Below are 18,382 nucleotides of genomic sequence, written 5' to 3'. Positions count from 1 at the left end.
ATCCACCTTCGTCGACCGGCGACGGGTTCCGTCAGCAGACCCCGTCATTCCCCGGCCGGAAGTCTACCCACTGGGCATGGTCTGCGAGGTTCGCGCATCTCACCTAAGGCCTTCTCGCAGCTATTTTTTCGCAACCTGGACGGTCGACCTACCGCCCCAATCCGCGGTAGTTCCAACCGGCGCCGCGCCACAGGTCCGGATCGAGGCAATTTCTGGCGTCAACGATCACCCGCCGCCGAACGAGTGGTTCCAAATCGCCGGGCACGAGTGAGGCGAACTCGTCCCATTCCGTGGCGATCAAGACCACATCAGCATTTCTGCAAGCTTCTGACGTGGAGGTTGCATAGTGAAGGGTGGGAAACAGTCGGCGAGAATTGTCCATGGCCTTCGGATCGAAAACGGTGACCGCTGCCCCGTGCAACTGCATCATTCCGGCAACGTTGAGCGCAGGCGAATCGCGCACATCATCGGATTCGGGCTTGAACGCGGCCCCCAGAACCGAGACGTTAGCTCCCAGCAAACTGCCATCGCAGGCTGCCGTCACCAGTTCCACAGCTTTTGTGCGTCGTCGCATGTTGATGCTGTCTACCTCGCGGAGGAAGTACAGGGCCTGGTCGACACCCAATTCCCCGGCGCGTGCCATGAACGCCCGAATGTCCTTCGGCAGGCACCCACCGCCGAACCCCAAGCCCGCATTGAGGAACCGTCTACCGATCCGAGCGTCGTACCCGAGAGCGTCGGCCAACATCGTGACGTCGGCGCCGGTCGCCTCGCACACCTCCGCAATCGCATTGATGAAGGACACCTTGGTCGCGAGAAACGCGTTCGCAGATCCCTTGACCAACTCGGACGTCGCCAGATCGGTCACGAGGAACGGCACCCCCGCGCCCAGTATCTCGGCATACACCTCGCGAAGAACGCCTTCGGCGTTTCCCGGCCGGTCACGATCGATCCCCAGAACCAACCGGTCAGGGCTCAAGGTATCCGCGATCGCGTGTCCTTCACGCAGGAACTCCGGATTCCAGGCCACCTCTACCGAGCCACCCGCCGGCGAATTCGCTCGGAGTCGCTCGCCGAGCGCCGCTGCCGTGCCTACCGGCACCGTCGACTTCCCGACTATCAGCGAAGGCTTTCGCAACAACGGCGCCAACATGTCGATCACCGAATGAACATGACTGAGATCTGCGGCGTACTCCCCCTTCTTCTGGGGCGTCCCCACACCGACAAAATGGATGTCGGCAAAATCCGCGGCATCGGCGTAGGAAGTCGTGAACTGCAGCCGACCCGACGCCAGATTCTTCTCGAGCATGTCGGTCAGACCCGGCTCGAAGAACGGGACCTCCCCACGAGACAACTTGTCGACCTTGGACTGGTCGATGTCGACTCCCAGCACGTCGTGACCAAGTTCGGCCATACACACTGCGTGGGTCGCCCCCAGGTATCCCGTTCCGAACACGGTCATCTTCATGTGTAGTTGGTATGCGTCCGAACTTTCCGAAACGCGTACGCCAGGTGGGCGCGAAACCAACATCGGGCGTACGACGAGTGCGTCGCGCGTGCAACCTATGCTTCTGCCATGCACGTTCTCTTCGTTTGTACGGGAAACATCTGCCGATCACCCACTGGCGAACGCCTTGCACGTGCTTATGCCGCCGAAGCCGGAGTTTCCGGATTCACCGCGTCGAGTGCCGGAACCCGGGCGATGGTCGGACACCCGATCGAGCCGACTGCTGCGAGGGTTCTCGCGGGGCTCGGCGGCGACCCCACGGAGTTTCAAGCCCGACGTATGACAACAGCGCTGGCCTCGGACGCCGACCTCATTCTCACGATGACCGAAAGTCAGCGAGACAAAGTCCTGGCGATGGCTCCGGCGCGGCTCAAGCGCACGTTCACACTTCGAGAAGCCGCACGGTTGGGCTCGCTCGCAGATGCAGCAACTGTCGAGGACCTCGCCGCCGCCAGACCCCGATTTCGTGCCGCCGAACCCGAGGACGTCATGGATCCGATGGGTAAGGAAGAGAACGTGTTTCACGAAATCGGACTTGAGATCGCCGATCTCCTCGGCCCGCTGCTCAGCCGACTTCGCTTCGGTGAGCGCTGAGAGCGGGCACCGCGGTCAACTGCGGTAGCGACTTGTCCGACTCGTAGTAGCAGCTGTACTCGTACGCATTGCGTCCGCGAGACGGCGTCATCGTGATGACAGTGCCCAGGACGTGTGCACCCACACTCTGTAGGTTTCCGACCGCGCGCGCCAGTTGATCGCGCTTCGTGGAGCCGTGTCGGGCGATCACCAGGGCACCGTCCGACATCGCGGCCAGGACCGCGGCATCCGTGACGGGTAGCAACGGCGAGGCGTCGATGATGACGTAGTCGTATCGCGCCCGCAGTTCATCGAGAACATGTTTGGCCGTATCCGTGCCGAGTAGTTCGCTCGGGTTCGGCGGGATCGGTCCGGAGGCGAGCACTGTCAGCCCGTCGAATTCGGTCGGCTGAAGCACATCGTCCAGCGTCGCTTGACCGGAGAGCACCGAACTGACGCCGACGCTTCCGATCAACCCCAGATACTTCGACACTCGCGGCTTCCGGAGGTCGCCTTCCATCAGGCACACTGACTTACCGGCCTCCGCCAAGACAAGAGCGATGTTCACGGCGGTCGTCGTCTTACCCTCGGAGGGAAGCGAACTCGTGACGACAATGACACGCGGTGGATGATCCACCTCGAGGAACTGAAGGTTGGTGCGCAATTCACGGAAGGCTTCGGCACTCACGGAATTTCCGTCACTGAAAGTGATCGCATGGTTGACTTCGACGACTTTGTCGAACGGGATCGTGCCCACCATCGCCGAACCCGCAATCTCTTCCACCGTTCGACGATCCTTCACCGTGTTGTCGAGTCGATCGCGAATCAACGCAAGCGCGATTCCCGACACCAGTCCCGCCACTGCTCCGAGAGCGAGATTGCGCGAAGTCTTGGGCGAAACGGGAACAGACGGCTCTTGGGCCTGTTGCTCGACGACCACACGTGCAGGCGGCGTTCCGCCGTTCTCGGGTGTCTCCAGTTCCTTTGCCAGTGCGACGAATTCGGACGACAGAGTATTTGCGATCTCTCGCGCGAGCTCCGGTGAAGGATCCTTGACTCCGAGGTCGATCAACACAGTGTCGGGCGCCGACGTCGCAGTGACCTTGGAGGCCAACTCTTCAGCCGACATCCCGCCGACCACCCTCGGTCCCAGTTCGTCGATCGTCCGCTGCGCAAGTGTCCGGCCGGTCAGGAGTTTTGTATAGGACAGAACTCGCTGCTGTGAAAGTTGACTGCCCTGCAGTGCCTCGTTGACCGAGGTACCCGCCGACGTCGAAACGAACAGCCTCGTCGAGGCCTGGTAAACGGGCGTCGAAAGAAGAGAAGCGCAAAGGGCTCCCAGGATTCCGAGCACGGTTACAGCAGCGACTATTCGCCATCTGGCTTGCAATATCTTCAGGTAGTCGACAATTTCCATCTTGATGTCTCCTTCGGCTCACGCATGTCCACTGCGGGTCTGAGCGGTCTTTGCCGGTCAGACCGCGAGGGCGAACCGGGTTTTCTCAATTTCGATATCGATCAGCTGCGACGGACGAAACGTCCTGTGCTCACGGGCGTCCCAGTCCGCGGTAGTTCCAACCTGCGCCTCGCCACTCGTCGGGGGAAAAGCAATTGCGCCCGTCGACGATCACCTTCTTGCGAACGACTGCATCGAGATCGGACGGCTGCAACTTCAAAAATTCGGGCCACTCGGTCAACACCAGGACGACATCGGCGCCTTCGCACGCCTCCAACGCATTTGCCGAATAGGTCAACGTCGGGAACAGCGCACGCGAATTGTCCATGGCCTTCGGGTCGTACACGTTCACTGCTGCGCCTTGAAGCTGAATCTGACCCGCGACGTTGAGCGCCGGCGAATCACGAACGTCGTCCGAGTCCGGTTTGAACGCGGCACCCAGAACTGCGACTCTCGCACCGAGAAGCGATCCGCATGCCTCCCGCGCCAGTTCGACCATGCGTGTCCGTCTGCGCATGTTGATGTTGTCGACTTCGCGTAGGAACGTCAGTGCTTGGTCGGCACCGAGTTCACCGGCGCGAGCCATGAAGGCACGGATGTCCTTGGGTAGGCAACCGCCGCCGAAACCAATTCCCGCGTTGAGGAAACGACGTCCGATCCGAACGTCGTACCCGATCGCGTCGGCGAGCACTGTGACGTCGGCGCCAGCAGCCTCGCACACTTCGGAAATCGCGTTGATGAACGAGATTTTCGTGGCCAGGAATGCATTCGCTGACGCTTTGACCAACTCGGCCGTAGCGAGGTCCGTGACGAGAAAGGGAATTCCCTCATCGAGGAGGTCTGCATAAACCTCGCGCGCAGCAGATTCCGCGCGACCGTGTCGACCGCGGTCGACCCCGAGCACCAGACGATCTGGATGCAATGTGTCCTGGACGGCAAACCCCTCGCGCAGAAACTCGGGATTCCATGCGACTTCGACGCCGTCACCAACCGGTGCCAGTTCCCGCGCGCGCTTACCGAGCCGTTCCGCGGTTCCCACCGGCACCGTGGACTTCCCGAAGATGACCGCGGGTTTGGTGAGCAGCGGTGCCAGAGTTTCGATCACGGCATCCACGTAGACCATGTCAGCGGCGAACTCACCCTTCTTCTGCGGCGTACCGACCCCGAGGAAGAACACGTCCGCAAATTCAGCGGCTTCCTCGTAAGACGACGTGAACTTCAGCCTTCCTCGATCGATGTTTCGTCGTAGGACCTCGCCCAAACCTGGCTCGTAGAAAGGAACTTCCCCTGCTGCCAGTTTCTCCAGCTTTGCCGCGTCGACATCCACTCCGAGGACCTCGTGACCGAGTTCGGCCATACACGCCGCGTGTGTCGCGCCCAGGTATCCCGTGCCGAAAACTGCTATGCGAGTGCTCATGTTGCTCGATCTGCTTTCTCGACAGTGTGTGAAGTGTTGATGGGATGGGTAATTCAGGTGCGCACGGCACCGATGTTGTCTCGGTACCACGAGACCGTCGACGCGATTCCCTCGCGCAATCCGATTGTCGGCTGCCATCCGAGTTCACGAATCATGCTCACGTCCAGAAGTTTCTGCATTGTTCCGTCAGGCTTCGAGGTGTCCCACCGCGTCTCGCCGGTGTATCCGACCTCGTCGGCGACCATCGAAGCGATCTCACGAATTGTGCGGTCCTCGCCGGTTCCCACGTTGACGTGCGATGCACCGTCGTAGTTGTCGAGCAGATGCAGACACGCCGACGCCAGATCGTCGACATGCAGAAATTCACGTCGAGGATTGCCACTCCCCCAGTTGACAACCAACGGCACTGCGGATGACTGCGCCTCGTCGTAACGCCGAACGAGGGCGGGAAGTACATGCGATCCACGCGGCGAGAAATTGTCTCCCGGGCCGTACAGGTTGGTGGGCATCGCCGAGATCCAGGATCGACCATGCTGCCGCCTGGCAGCTTGAACATGGAGTATTCCCGCAATCTTTGCTATTGCATAGGCGTCGTTGGTCGGCTCGAGATGCCCGGTGAGCAGGTATTCCTCCTTGATCGGCTGCGGCGCCAATTTCGGGTAGATGCACGATGATCCGAGGAACAGGAGACGCTCGACGCCGTGTGCAAGGGCAGCGTCGAGCACGTTCACCTGGATACGGAGATTCTCCGACAGGAAGTCGACGAGGAACGTGCTGTTCGCCGCAATCCCACCAACTTTTGCTGCTGCAAGGATCACGTTGGTCGGCTTTTCGCGGGCGAAAAAATCGAAAACAGCTTCCCGGTCACGCAGATCGAGTTCGGCGGAGGTCTGTCCGAGCAACCGGGAGAAGCCGGCAGATTCCAGTTTTCGCCACACCGAAGAGCCGACCAAACCTCGGTGTCCAGCCACGTAGAACGGTGCGCCTCGATCGAGTGGTCGCGCTGCGAATGAATCACTCATCGCGTCGCCAACCAGTCGGGAAGTGCCGGAGTGTCGATCCACGGGCGCCCTTCATGTTCGAGCGCTTCGATGTCTGCCTCGACCATGATCCGGGCCAGTTCGGGTGTGTGCACGCCGGCCTTCCAACCGAGTTTGCGCTCGGCATGGCTCGGATCCCCGATCAGTGCGTCCACCTCGGTCGGCCGAAGATACCGTTCGTCGAATCGAACGTGGTTCTCCCAGTTCAGACCTGCATGTTCGAAAGCGACTGTGAGGAAGTCGCGAACCGAGTAGTTGCCACCGGTGGCCAGCACAAAATCCTCAGGCTCGTCGACCTGCAGCATGCGCCACATTCCCTCGACATACTCCGGCGCGTACCCCCAATCGCGTATCGCATCGAGATTACCCATGTACAGATGATCCTCGATCCCGGCCTTGATACGTGCGACTGCCCGCGTGATCTTGCGCGTCACGAACGTCTCACCGCGCCTGGGGGACTCGTGATTGAACAGAATTCCGTTCACCGCGAAGATTCCGTACGCCTCACGGTAGTTCTTGGTGATCCAGTACGAGTACACCTTCGCCGCACCGTAGGGCGAGCGTGGATAGAACGGTGTCTCCTCGTTCTGCGGCGGTGGTGTGGCACCGAACATCTCAGAGCTCGACGCCTGGTAGAACCGGCAGTCGAGTCCGGCCATCCGAACCGCCTCCAGTAGTCGGATCGACCCGACACCTGTCGTGTTCCCCGTGTGTTCGGGTTCGTCGAAGCTGACTCTGACGTGAGACTGCGCAGCGAGGTTGTAGACCTCGTCCGGTTTGATCTGCGCGAGCAGCGTCACCAGGCGCGCTCCGTCACTGAGGTCACCGTAGTGAAGGAAAAGCCGTGCATCCGCATGGTGGGGGTCCACATAGATGTGGTTGATCCTCGAAGTATTGAACGTCGACGATCGACGGATCAGTCCGTGAACTTCGTAGCCTTTGGAGAGCAGCAACTCGGCGAGGTAAGAGCCGTCCTGTCCCGTGATTCCGGTAATCAGTGCGCGTTTCATCCTGCGTTCCTTCCGTTGCGGGACAGCCCGCCTGATAGTTGCGAAACCACGGTTGTGGTCCGTATTCCTCCGAATCGCCCGGCAGTCTTGATCTCGCTCATGTGCGTCCCCCCGAACGGCCGAGGAACTTTCGAATGTCACGCGATGCCAACCGAACGAATGTCGAGTTACCGAACAGGTAGCGCCGCCACAGACGTTTGGGTTCCGATGCAAGTCGATACAGCCACTCGAAACCCGAGTTCTGAACGAAAGATGGTGCCTCCGAGACAGTTCCGGCCAAGAAGTCGAAGGCCGCGCCGACACCGACGGCCACGTAGTCGGTTCGATCCGCTATCGCCTTCGTGACAAAATCCTGCTTCGGAGCTCCCAGGCCGACCCACACGATGTCCGGGGCCGACGGACCGACCTTCGTGATGATGTCATCGACGAACTCCTTGCTGAACGCGGCAAACGGCGGGGCATAAGTGCCAGCCACCTCGATGCCCGGGTATAACTCCTCGACTCGATCCGTCAAGAGGCTCAACGTCTCTTCTGTCGTGCCGACAAAGTGGTGACGAAGGCCGTAGCGGCGCCCCTTGTCCAGGGTGGCCTCGAAGAACGACGGACCCCGGACTGGTCGAACACCGACGTGATCGGAAGCGGTGCCGCCGATCAGGCGCATCACCCAGTTGACCGGGGTTCCGTCTGCGAAGTTCACACCGGGACCCTTCAAAACCGCGGAGTAGTCGCGATCGCTGTGCGCCGCCGACACGCAGTAGGAATTCGACAACCTCACGGAGACTCCGGTTCCCGCTCCCTCTCGTCTGTCGTTGACTACCCAATCGGTAGCTCCCTCGAGATTGGTCGCGGCAAACGGAATGCCACCCACCTCGATGACCTCGAACGGACTGCTCATCTGTCTCACCACTTCTTCGAGTTCGTTTGTTGACGTTCATTGCACTGGCCGTAACTGCGCGACAAGACCGATGTCAACCGAGATCGAGTCCAATCACGCTGCGGTTCAAAGAAAGAAAGTTCTGTCTCGACAACCGATCGAGCGATACGAGAGGCGAGAGTCGAGGCCGGAGCAACCGGGATCGCCACGGCGTTACTACCGGCCAGTGTCGGCACACCGCCGAGATCCAAACAGACCACCGGGAGGCCCACCGCAGCCGCTTCGGCCGCCACCCAGCCGCCCGAATCGTGCATGCTCGGGAAGAGCAGAACGGAGGAGGCCCCCATCTCGCCCACCACTTCCGATCTGTCGAGCCACCCGCGAAGCGTGACCTGACCGCGCCGATACGGAAGCGACTTCTCAATCCGCCCGCGGGCGGGTCCCTCCCCGACAAAGGTCATGGACCACTCGGCGCCCAAATGCTCGAGCGCGTCCAGAATCAGGTCGATTCCTTTGTACTGCAACAGTCTTCCTACGAACAAGAGCCTTCGTTTCGGCCTGGGTACCGCTTGCTTCTCGATTCCGTCGTAGTCCAGAACACAATTGGGTTGGATGACGACGTTGCGTGCCCGCGGTGCGCCACGCCCGCTGTCGGAGTTCATCGCGATGAAAGTGTCGACTCGTCCGGCCATGAAGACATGTGTCAGTGACCGAACGGCTTTCGTCGAGCAGGTTCGAACTGCCGTGGTTGCCAGATACCGCATACCGATGCGCTTGGCGAGCGGCATCGGCGGGTAGGTGTTGCCCCCGGCAGGCCCCCATACGAGTCGTGCGCCGCCGGCTCCACCGAACAGCACCGGTGGTGGCAGCCAGTCGGAGGCGAAAGTTGCATGGTGCAGGACGTCGAAGTTTGCCGCTTCACGCCGAACGAACAGTGAAGTGTGCCAGAGCCATCGGAGGTATCGACCGTACGATCCGGCTTCTTCCGCCGTCAAAGTCGCTATTCGCACGACACGAACTTCGCCACCGAGCTTTTCACACTCCGCTTCCAAAGCAGGAGCCTCACCGGAGCGAGTCACCACCGTGATCGACTCACACAGTTCGGAAGCCGCCGAGAGAAGCGCCCAACCCGCACCGGATTCACTCCCTTGATTCGGATCGCAGGCGTATGCCGTCATCAACAACCGTGTCATCGCGCTACCACCAGCCTCTGTGCGCGCGACTTCCGAGAATCGCGGCGGCTGAATCGCTCTGAGAACCAACCGATGTTGCGTGCACCGTGGTCGAGAACCACGCGTTTGATCCGTGGACTGATCAGGGCAACGGGGATCAACGTCGCCGACGCGAGTACGAGCAGAGCGCGTTTGGCACTCTGAGCCGTCAACAGTGGCAGGTCGAGCTGTCCCTGACAGACCGCGAGGATTCGTCCGTTGTTGACATACCGGGCGAAGAGCCAGGAGTCCCGACGCCGATCCTCGTCGACGGGTTCGTACGCAAGCGCCTCGTCGCACCACAACAACCGGACACCGCCGGCGCTCATCCTGAGCGTGAACTCGGTGTCCTCGCCGCCAGGTAGATCCCAGTCGTCACTGAAGTTCAAGCCGTTCAAAGTCTTCAGGTCCAACAACAGATTTCCAGCGCCTGCAGACGCAACCGGGGTGCCGGTCGAATGGCGAACGCGAGTGTGCAATGGAAGTTCTGAGGCAGGCAGACCCACCGGAATCACAGGACCGGCCACAGCACCTGCGTCGAAATCTGCGGCGCAGGTGAGGAGATTCGACAGCCAGTCGACATCGACGTACTCGTCGTCGTCGACGAAGACGATGTAACGACGATCTCGTGCACGGGCGAGATCGACCAGCGCACGTCGCGCCGGAGATACCCCACCAAATCCGAGATGCAGTCGTTCGATCCCGTCGGCAACATACGTCGGCGTGGTGGATTCCGGATCATTGTCGCCTACTACGACCTGGGCGGAGACACCGGAAGCCTGGATCGATGCCCGGACGCTGTCGATGCATACAGCCAGTTCCGATTCGCGACGGAAGGTCAGAATCGCCACTATGACGCCGCTGGGATTCTTCATGAGAGGTCAACTTTCGGTCGGGCGCCACGGTTCATCGAGACCAGGAGTGCGACGCTCGCGCTGACGCACGCCGACGCGGCCAATGCTCCTGCGACGTGTACGGCGCTGTCGGTCAGTCCCGCCCCGAGAACGATCAGAAACTGCAGAGGCAACAGCAAGGCGCGAAATCTGTTGAGGTTTCCCGTCTTGTCCACGACGCGGATCGACGTGCCGACTCCCAGCAGAATCCCGTTGAACGCCACCGCCAACCCGCACAGCAGAATGACCGGTATCAAGTTCGGAAAGTGCGGCCCGACCAGATGATCCATCAATCGCACTCCCGAGAATCGAATCTCGAGCGTGAGACAGATCAGCGAAACGCAGATGATCGAAACCCAGAAGATCTGCAAGCCCACTCGCCGGCCGAGTGCCATGCACTCGCTCGGGCTCATCGCTTCGACACCACTGCCGAACTTACGCATCAGAATTGGCGAGATGCCCGCGAACATCAAGGACAGTGGACCGAGCAGTGTCTGGGCAGTTCTGATCTCACCGATCATCGAGATCGACGCCACCACGGTGAGTATCAAGAACATCGCCTGCTGCGCAGCTGATCCCATCAATATCTCGATCGCAAACGGCACGGATCTGTATCGGTGAGTGCGCGAGTACCTGATCGACGGCACCGGCGGTACCAGACGCATGGATGCGTGACCGAGAGCGAGCGCCACGAAGACACCGACCGTATAGGTCACGAGTGCAAGTGTCAGATTCTCGACCAGGAAAGCTGCAATAAGGACGAACGAGAGTGTCACGATCTGTATCGACGCAGAGATCCAACTCGCACCGTCGTGCATCAGCATCGTGCGTATCACGTCCAACACCACGAAACCAGCTGCAGCCAAGGCGTATACCGTGAGATTCATCGAGTCCGAGCCGGCGATCACGAACAGTGCCCATACCGATGTCACCGATACCGCCGCCAGCACGATCGTGGGTGCCAACGCCGGTCCACGCTCGTCGGACCCCGCCCCTCGCGACAGCCAGACGTCGACGCCGATCGCTCTCCCCAGTGCCAGTGCCAACAGACCCGCCGATTGAATCACGGCAACCTGGCCGACTTCGATCGGACCACCGAGTCGTGCCACCGAGGTGAGAACGACAAAAGTGAGGACGCTCGAAAGCCCTTGATCGGCCATGAATGTCACATACCGAGTGCGATCGTTCACGATCTCACCTCGTTGATGAGCTCACGCATCGACGTCGCCGCCTTGCGCGATGTGAAGCGATTCGAGTAGTGACGATAAGCGGATCTGCGTATCGCCGATCGGTCGTCCGCTCCGAAGATTCGGTCGAGGGCCTCGCGTATCGACGACTCTTCCAAGGTATGGAGAGGCGTTCCGCCCGGTCCGACGATGTCCGCGAGTGCACCGCTGGTTGCGTAGATGACCGGGGTGCCAACCGACATCGACTCGATCGCAACGCGTCCGAACGGTTCTGCCCACTGAGACGGCACCACGGACGCCGCACTGTCGCGGAGTATCTCGATCACATCTTCGTGTGAAGTGAATCCGGCCAGCGTGACGTTGTCGAGAGCTGCGCTTATGCTGGAGATCTCGCCGTACTGTGGTCCGTCACCGAGAACTGTGAGCGAGGGACTTCCAGCGCCCTGCGGCCAGTTGCGCACCAAGTCCAGGACGCCCTTCTCCGGTGTCAGTCGGCTGACGCACACGACCGTATCAGCGCTCCGGAACTCGGGTTCATTTTCTTCGAATCCGAAGTTCGGACGAACCACGACGCGGCCAGAATCGATCAGTCGTCCCTCGACCAGACGTGCTGTCATCGCGCTCGTTGCGACAAACCTGTGCTGCTTCCACCCCAAGACGCTGATCTTGACCGCCGCAGCGCTCAGGTAGCAGACAAGGCTCTGCAGTCGGCTGTTTCCGTAGCATCCGTTGCGGACACAACTCGTGAAGTAGTTGGTGGAACCGCATTCGGTGCACGTGCCATCTGCGCGCAACTTTGCTGACGGTGTGGCGAGGCGATAGTTCCGAACCGCCTGCAACGTAGGAATTGCGGCGGCTCGTGCGGCCACGAGCAACGAAGCCGAGAACGCCGGCCAGAGATTGTTCACGTAGACGATGTCCGGTCGCTCCGAACGAATGATGCGCAATGCATCGACGAGTACTCGAGGACTGAACACTGCGGTGACTGCCGCCCACGGTCCCCGGGAGATCTTGGAATTCTCGGTGGTGCACTGAACCGTCTCGTATCCGATCGATTTCAGGAGCTTGGATTCGTTCGCGAAGCTCTGCTCCTCACCACCCGGATTCCGATAGATCGCATGGAACATCAAGGCTTTCGGCGGCGTGGATTCACCGGCGGACGTCGGGTTCACTTCAGGCTTCGAACGCGCTACATCGAACGACTTGTACATCTCACTGACCTCCTCTTCGCTCCGGAGCGAACCCGTACGCACGACCCCTACGGATCGACAATTCGGCATTGCCTGCACTGTGAGAGCGGTGCGTCGAGGGTCCGTACGGCGCCAGGAAGACCCATGCGATCAGCCACATGGCGCCGAAGAAGAGCGTCGACTCCGTCAAGTCCATCGAGAAGACGAGAACCATGATCGCGACGACGGCGATGTACTCCGTTCTGCTGCGAGCTCGCCCGAGCGCCGTGTTCAGAAGCAGGTAATAGCCGGCCAACAGCAGCAGGAATCCGATCCAACCGATCTGGAGACGAATGTCGAGCATTCCGTTGTGCGCGCTGGTCGCCGGAAAGGACAGCTTGGACCGGATCATCTGTCCGACAACGCTGTCAGGTGCCCAGACCGAGCCGAAGCCCCAACCGAGCAGGGGCCGCTGTTCGGCGTAGTACTCGGACACCGTCCAGAGATGTAGCCGGCCGGTCAACGTGACATCTCGCGAGAGTAGCGCTGCGACATCGGGTCCGAGCACTTTCATCGCGCCGGATACCCCGATGTACAGCCCGATGATCACCGTCGAGGCGAGGCGAGCGTTAGGTGTCCGTCGAAGGCACTTCAGAGCAAGCACTGTCGCCAGCGCAATCCCTGCAGCGACGAGACTGGTCTGGCTCCGGGCTTCGAACAACACGATGCCGGCGACAGCCAGCGCCGCCACCCATGGAATACGCTTGACGTCGGGAAGCATGAGCATGACAGCAACAAGGACAACTTCGATCGCAGCCATTCGGCCCAAAGTATTCTTGTGCGTGAAGATTCCGCGGTAGGCAACAGCGCGGGTATCCACATCGATGCCGGTCGAGGGATCGAGGACCACGACCATCAGCGACAGCACGAGAAGTACCAGCAAGGTGACGGCCACAGTCCGCACTCGCACCGGGAAGGTCAACTCGCGGGCGACCATGATTCCCGTGATCGCCAGGCACACGATGACGATGCCGGCGACGGCGGAGTTCCGGGGCAACGTCGACCAGTACCAGCTGGTTGCCGGAACGCCGGCCGCGATCAGAAGCGTGAAGACAGGCCAGGACGCGTTGCGTGAGTATCGCCGGTCGAGGAAGTAGACCAACGCGAGTGTCGCCGAGAGAACGGCCGAACCGTGTACGAGCAACGATCCGAGCGCTGTCTTCTGCGTGTAGGCCTGAAAGGCTCCGCTCGCGCCGATGACCGCGATCACCAATGCCGTTCGCAAGATCAGCGGATTGTTCGGTGCCTCATTTTCGCAAGGCGCCGGTGCCGCATTCTTGTCAGTAGGCGCCATCACTTCCCACCACCGCCTTGAGCGTCTTCGCGACGATCATGACGTCACCCATCATCGACCAGTTGTCGACGTAGGAAAGATCAAGGCGGACAGTGTCTTCCCACGAAAGATCAGAACGTCCGCTGACTTGCCACAGGCCGGTGACACCGGGCTTGACCAGTAGCCGGCGACTGACCGCATCGTCGTACATCTCGACCTCGCGCCGAAGCGGTGGCCGAGGTCCGACGACGCTCATCTCGCGCCGAAGAACATTGACGAACTGGGGCAACTCGTCGATCGAGTACCGACGCATGAAGCGACCGACCGTCGTCACACGCGGATCATCTCGCATCTTGAAAAGCACTCCGGCGCCTTCGTTCTCCTTCATCAGCGCCGTGACTTGAGAATCCGCATTCTGGACCATCGAGCGGAACTTGAGCATGGGGAACGGCTGCCCGTCCAACCCCATCCGCTCGGACTTGTACAGAACCGGCCACTTGCTCGTGAGCTTGACTGCGATCGCAGCCGCCAGAAGCACCGGACTGATCACGGCGAGTACCACGGTCGAGAAGACGATGTCGAAGGTCGTCTTCGTGAACTTCTGCGCGCCGTGATAGCGCGGACGCTCGACATGGATCAGCGGAAATCCAGCGACCGGGCGCATCGACAGCCTCGGTCCGGACACATCCAGAATCCCTGGTGCAACAACAAGGTCCACATGATCGCGCTCGAGATCCCAGGCCAACGTGCGCAGCCTTTCCGGTCCGAATCGCTCCGACGCCGTCACTGCCACCGTGTCGGCACCGACCTGTTCGATTGCGTCCGTGACACTGTGCTCATCTCCGAGCACCGGAATGTCCCGACCGTTCACTGTGACAACTTCGCCCACGTCTCCTCCGTAGCCAGGTACGCAGACTCCGACGACTCGGTATCCATGGGCATCGTCGCGCTCGAGGTTGCGTGCAAGATCGACAACCGCCCCTCGCACACCGACCACAAGTACGGCAGTTCGAAATTCACCTCGGGCTCGCTCACGAGCAATCACCCGTCGCCAGATCCAACGACTCGCGATCAAGGCGGTCAATCCCATCGGAAACGCCACGGCGAGGTACAGGCGCGCGATCTCCAGGTGAAGGAGAAGGCTGGCAATCGCAATCAGTCCGAACAGGCGGAGCGTTCCGACAGCGATCAATCGGTACTCTTCAGGGCCGCTTCCGATCACGCGAGGAGATCTGGTGCGAAATATTCTCAACACGGCGAACCAGCCGATAATCAGGGCGAAAGACAGTGCGGTGTAGCTGAAATGGCCGAATGCTTCACCGTCGACGACATCCGCGTCGCTACCGAATCGCCACCATTGAGCCAGAAACACAACTGCCGCAACGATGATCGTGTCGGTGATCGCCAGACGACGAAGATACGCAGATTGCCATTTCCTGCGTGCGGAAACTCCACCAGCCCTCTCCGGCGCTACTCGTCGGTGTTGTTGTGGCCGTTCTTTCGTGGGCGCGGCCATCTCGAGAACCGTCATGTGTTCAGAAACCTTTCCCCATGCACAAAATTCGGCCTGAAGCTGTTCACCGGCCGAGGTCCATCGGACCGCCTTGCCGAATCCCGAAACTTCGACAGCGAAGCAACTGCTCCGCATTGCTGCGTTCAGTGCGAATGGTCGCATTACGTGCGCCTTGCAGTTAACCCGGCGACTGTTGTCAGGCCTCGGCCCAACTGTCGATTATTGCGGCATTGCCGCAGCTCACACCCCATGATTGAAGCAGAGTCCATTAACGACCCAAACACAGGACGATCGGCGATTTCTCCTCGCCCGCTGACGTCGCCAGCCTCGATATTGTCAGGACTCACGTCTTGGCAATTTTTCGGCTAGCTGGTCAGTACCAGTGAGGAGTTTGCCGCATTCCGGACAGTGTGGCAATAGCGCTTTCCGAACTTCTTCCGAACGCCAGCATTGAGGTCAGTTATTCACCCTCTAAGCAGGAGGGTGCGAACATTCCTCACCATTACCATTGCGTACCTATAGTTTTCATCGCCTTGATCAATTGGACTCCACGTTTGGACGGAAACCAGCACGCAGTTGGTAATCGCTCTGCAAACCATACTTTGATGCGTTCGGCGTCGCCTCAGACCTGGACGATTGTCCGGCACTTGGCCTCTGCGCGCTTGACTTTCGACTGGCCGGCAATGCGCGAACCTACGATCGGGCGACACCGAGAATTTAGACATGCGAAAGGAGGAGCCTGGACCGCCACTGACCGTCTATGCGGTGCAGAAAGATTTGCAGCACAATCCAATTCGAGAAGGGGGGAATTGTGCAGCCGTTCGACTACAAAGCGGGGCGACCGCTACCGACGGCTGTGTCCATGGCAAGCGTGCGCGGCCATGGCAAGTGTGCGCGGCCGCGTATAGGTCAACTGACGCTCGACATGCTCGTTGGCGCCCAGTAGCGGAGCGTGTCTCTCGAACAGCCGAGGTTGCGGTCGACTGATCAGCTGGGCGCACGCTCGCGAGTAGACCCCCGCAAACCTCGATGGCCTTGCGTGAACCCACGTTCATCTCGTTGCGGGCAATCAGGACTCGACCGAGGCCCACCGGTTGTGTGGCATACGTGAGCATCTCCTGCAGAGCCGTCGACGCGATACCTTGCCGGCGTTCCGGCGGCCGGACTCCATAGCCGATATGACCACCGAAATCGGCCAAGATCTCGTTCATGCTGTGCGGCATCTGGATAGCACCGAGATACCGGCCGCCGCGAGCGATCCACCAGTTGGTTGCCGGGACAATGTCGGGCCCCGTCCACGACTCTGGCTGCGCCAACAGCTACTGCACCCACTGCCTGAATCCAGCACGGGATGCCAAACCGAGATCTAGACGTTGCGCAACTCCAATCGCCGAACCGTGCTGGTCCGCCTGCGGTCCGCCATACTCGTCACACGACTCCAACAGGAAGCCCACAACGGCTCGTCAGGCGCAACCAGATGAAAGCCACAGCGGCACCGGTCAAGTAGGACAGGTCAGACCGCAGCGTCGCAGACTCAGAGGACCCGACTAGTGAATTGCGTCCGATTCACCACATAGAGAAGGGCCCTCGAGCATTGCTCGAGGGCCCTGTGAGGCGTCGGGATTTAACGTACGACCAGATCAGTTTACTGTCGACGTTACCCTTCGTTCGCCGACTGGATTGCTGTCCACGGAACCTCCCACGGCCACGTCTGCGACAACCGGATCGGAATCGTAGTAGTACTTGTACTCGTAGACACCACGACCGTTCAGCGGGGTCATCGTGATGACAGTGCCGAGAATTGTCGCGCCCACACTGTGGAGATTGCCGACCGCCCTGCTCAGCTGATCCCTCTTCGTCGAGCCGTGACGAGCAATCACGAGCGCACCGTCCGCCAGCGCTGAAAGCACTGCAGCATCCGTAACCGGAAGCAACGGCGAGGCGTCGATGATGACGTAGTCGAACCTTCTGCGGAGATCGGTAAAGACTGCATGGGCAGTGTCAGTCCCCAGCAGTTCGCTCGGGTTCGGGGGAATCGGACCTGAAGCAAGAACCGTCAGGTCAGCGTTGCTCGTGACTTGAAGTACGTCGTCGAGATCCGCTTGCCCAGCCAAGACCGAGCTCAGACCGACGCTTCCGATAAGTCCAAGGTACTTCGAAACGCGAGGCTTACGGAGGTCACCTTCGACGAGACACACCTTCTTGCCTGCCTCGGCCAGCACGAGTGCGATGTTCACCGCAGTTGTGGTCTTTCCCTCGGAGGGAAGAGAACTCGTGACGACGATGACACTCGGTGGACGATCCACGGCCAGGAACTGCAGATTGGTTCGCAGTTCTCGGTACGCCTCGGCACTTGCGGAGTTGCCCTCGTGGAAGTTGATCGCTTGATGAACTTCGCGTTCCTTGTCGAACGGAATTGTTCCCACCATCGCCGCGCCGGCGATGTCTTCGACCACCTTGCGCTCTTTGACGGTGTTGTCCAGGCGATCACGCACGACAGCCAATCCGATCCCCAGCAGAAGCCCGATCGCGGCACCGAGCGCCACGTTCCGCGAAGTCTTCGGCGACACCGGTTCCGCGGGAGTTTGTGCTCGCTGCTCGACAACGACGCGCGCCGGCGCTGTGCCACCATTCGCGGGCGTACCCAGATCTTTGACCATCACGACAAACTCGTCCGACAGCGCATTTGCGATTTCGCGTGCCAGTTCAGGCGACGCATCTTGCACGCTCAAATCGAGAAGTACTGTATCCGGCGCCGATGTGGCGGTCACCTTCGACGAAATCTCCGCCGCGGACAGCCCACCCAATCGATCTGACCCCACTGCATCGATTGTTCGCTGCGCGAGCGTCTCCCCAGTGAGGAGCCTGGCGTAGGAGGTGACCAACTGCTGTGAAAGCTGGTTGCCTTGGTAAGCCTCGTTCACAGTCGTTCCAGTGGAAGTCGACACGAACAGGCGCGTGGAAGCCTGGTAGACCGGTGTCGCAATCAACGAGGCACCCAAAGCGCCCAAGATCACAACCACGGTGACGACAACGACTATTTTCCACCGTGCCTGCAAGATCTTCAGGTAGTCCCGTACATCCATCGTCGAATCTCCTTCGGCTCGAGCACGTAGTACGTATTCGAGTAGTAATCGACAGCCGCTTGTCGAGCCGCTGCACTCAATCCAGGCTGAACGAGGCAGCCAATCTTTTTATC

15 protein-coding genes are annotated in these 18,382 nt (G+C 60.3%); 1 reads left to right on the top strand and 14 read right to left on the bottom strand.

The window, feature by feature from the left end:
* Window positions 1-148: 148 nt before the first annotated feature.
* Complete coding sequence (locus tag AC1DVN_RS06040) at window positions 149-1,468, bottom strand: UDP-glucose dehydrogenase family protein (RefSeq protein WP_080910172.1); 1,320 nt, start codon at window positions 1,466-1,468, stop codon at window positions 149-151.
* 108 nt (window positions 1,469-1,576) lie between these two features.
* Between AC1DVN_RS06040 and AC1DVN_RS06035 the strand changes: the two genes are divergently transcribed.
* The gene (locus tag AC1DVN_RS06035; protein ID WP_020906582.1) at window positions 1,577-2,101 is read left to right on the top strand and encodes an arsenate reductase/protein-tyrosine-phosphatase family protein; all 525 of its coding nucleotides are present in this window, start codon (window positions 1,577-1,579) and stop codon (window positions 2,099-2,101) included.
* Here the strand turns inward: AC1DVN_RS06035 and AC1DVN_RS06030 are convergent.
* The 13 genes from AC1DVN_RS06030 to AC1DVN_RS05970 form a co-directional block, all read right to left on the bottom strand.
* Window positions 2,073-3,497, bottom strand: coding sequence for a tyrosine-protein kinase domain-containing protein (locus AC1DVN_RS06030; RefSeq protein WP_445387314.1), 1,425 nt, complete (start codon window positions 3,495-3,497; stop codon window positions 2,073-2,075). The two genes, AC1DVN_RS06035 and AC1DVN_RS06030, sit on opposite strands and share 29 nt — an antisense overlap.
* A 130-nt stretch (window positions 3,498-3,627) precedes the next feature.
* Window positions 3,628-4,953, bottom strand: coding sequence for a UDP-glucose dehydrogenase family protein (locus AC1DVN_RS06025; protein ID WP_269577927.1), 1,326 nt, complete (start codon window positions 4,951-4,953; stop codon window positions 3,628-3,630).
* 53 nt (window positions 4,954-5,006) lie between these two features.
* On the bottom strand, window positions 5,007-5,975 hold the full coding sequence (locus tag AC1DVN_RS06020; protein ID WP_477993617.1) for a GDP-L-fucose synthase family protein: 969 nt from the start codon (window positions 5,973-5,975) through the stop codon (window positions 5,007-5,009).
* Complete coding sequence (gmd, locus tag AC1DVN_RS06015; protein WP_019747421.1) at window positions 5,972-7,003, bottom strand: GDP-mannose 4,6-dehydratase; 1,032 nt, start codon at window positions 7,001-7,003, stop codon at window positions 5,972-5,974. Before gmd ends, AC1DVN_RS06020 begins: the two co-directional genes overlap by 4 nt.
* A 97-nt stretch (window positions 7,004-7,100) precedes the next feature.
* Window positions 7,101-7,898 carry a WecB/TagA/CpsF family glycosyltransferase gene (locus tag AC1DVN_RS06010; RefSeq protein WP_019747422.1) on the bottom strand — a complete coding sequence of 266 codons (798 nt, stop codon included), beginning with the start codon at window positions 7,896-7,898 and terminating at the stop codon, window positions 7,101-7,103.
* 5 nt (window positions 7,899-7,903) lie between these two features.
* On the bottom strand, window positions 7,904-9,070 hold the full coding sequence (locus AC1DVN_RS06005) for a glycosyltransferase family 4 protein (RefSeq protein WP_197940786.1): 1,167 nt from the start codon (window positions 9,068-9,070) through the stop codon (window positions 7,904-7,906).
* Entirely contained in the window at window positions 9,067-9,963 is an 897-nt protein-coding gene (locus tag AC1DVN_RS06000; RefSeq protein WP_070797264.1) for a glycosyltransferase family 2 protein, read from the bottom strand. The genes AC1DVN_RS06005 and AC1DVN_RS06000 overlap by 4 nt, the downstream gene beginning before the upstream one ends.
* Entirely contained in the window at window positions 9,960-11,171 is a 1,212-nt protein-coding gene (locus tag AC1DVN_RS05995) for an MATE family efflux transporter (protein WP_084325748.1), read from the bottom strand. The genes AC1DVN_RS06000 and AC1DVN_RS05995 overlap by 4 nt, the downstream gene beginning before the upstream one ends.
* Complete coding sequence (locus AC1DVN_RS05990; RefSeq protein ID WP_197940788.1) at window positions 11,168-12,379, bottom strand: glycosyltransferase family 4 protein; 1,212 nt, start codon at window positions 12,377-12,379, stop codon at window positions 11,168-11,170. The genes AC1DVN_RS05995 and AC1DVN_RS05990 overlap by 4 nt, the downstream gene beginning before the upstream one ends.
* Before the next feature lies 1 nt (window position 12,380).
* Window positions 12,381-13,691 carry an O-antigen ligase family protein gene (locus AC1DVN_RS05985; RefSeq protein ID WP_021343202.1) on the bottom strand — a complete coding sequence of 437 codons (1,311 nt, stop codon included), beginning with the start codon at window positions 13,689-13,691 and terminating at the stop codon, window positions 12,381-12,383.
* Window positions 13,678-15,201 (bottom strand): sugar transferase, encoded by a 1,524-nt coding sequence (locus tag AC1DVN_RS05980; RefSeq protein ID WP_477993616.1) that lies wholly within the window; start codon window positions 15,199-15,201, stop codon window positions 13,678-13,680. The genes AC1DVN_RS05985 and AC1DVN_RS05980 overlap by 14 nt, the downstream gene beginning before the upstream one ends.
* A 740-nt stretch (window positions 15,202-15,941) precedes the next feature.
* The gene (locus tag AC1DVN_RS05975) at window positions 15,942-16,406 is read right to left on the bottom strand and encodes a GNAT family N-acetyltransferase (protein WP_338051104.1); all 465 of its coding nucleotides are present in this window, start codon (window positions 16,404-16,406) and stop codon (window positions 15,942-15,944) included.
* A 417-nt stretch (window positions 16,407-16,823) separates the two neighbouring features.
* Window positions 16,824-18,269, bottom strand: a complete 1,446-nt coding sequence (locus AC1DVN_RS05970) for a tyrosine-protein kinase domain-containing protein (protein ID WP_477993615.1) — start codon at window positions 18,267-18,269, stop codon at window positions 16,824-16,826.
* Window positions 18,270-18,382 lie beyond the last annotated feature (113 nt).

The organism is Rhodococcus sp. P4_E4 (genome assembly GCF_056401575.1).
The sequence above is the reverse complement of the archived record's forward strand: the minus strand, read 5'-3'. Positions and strand labels throughout refer to the sequence as shown.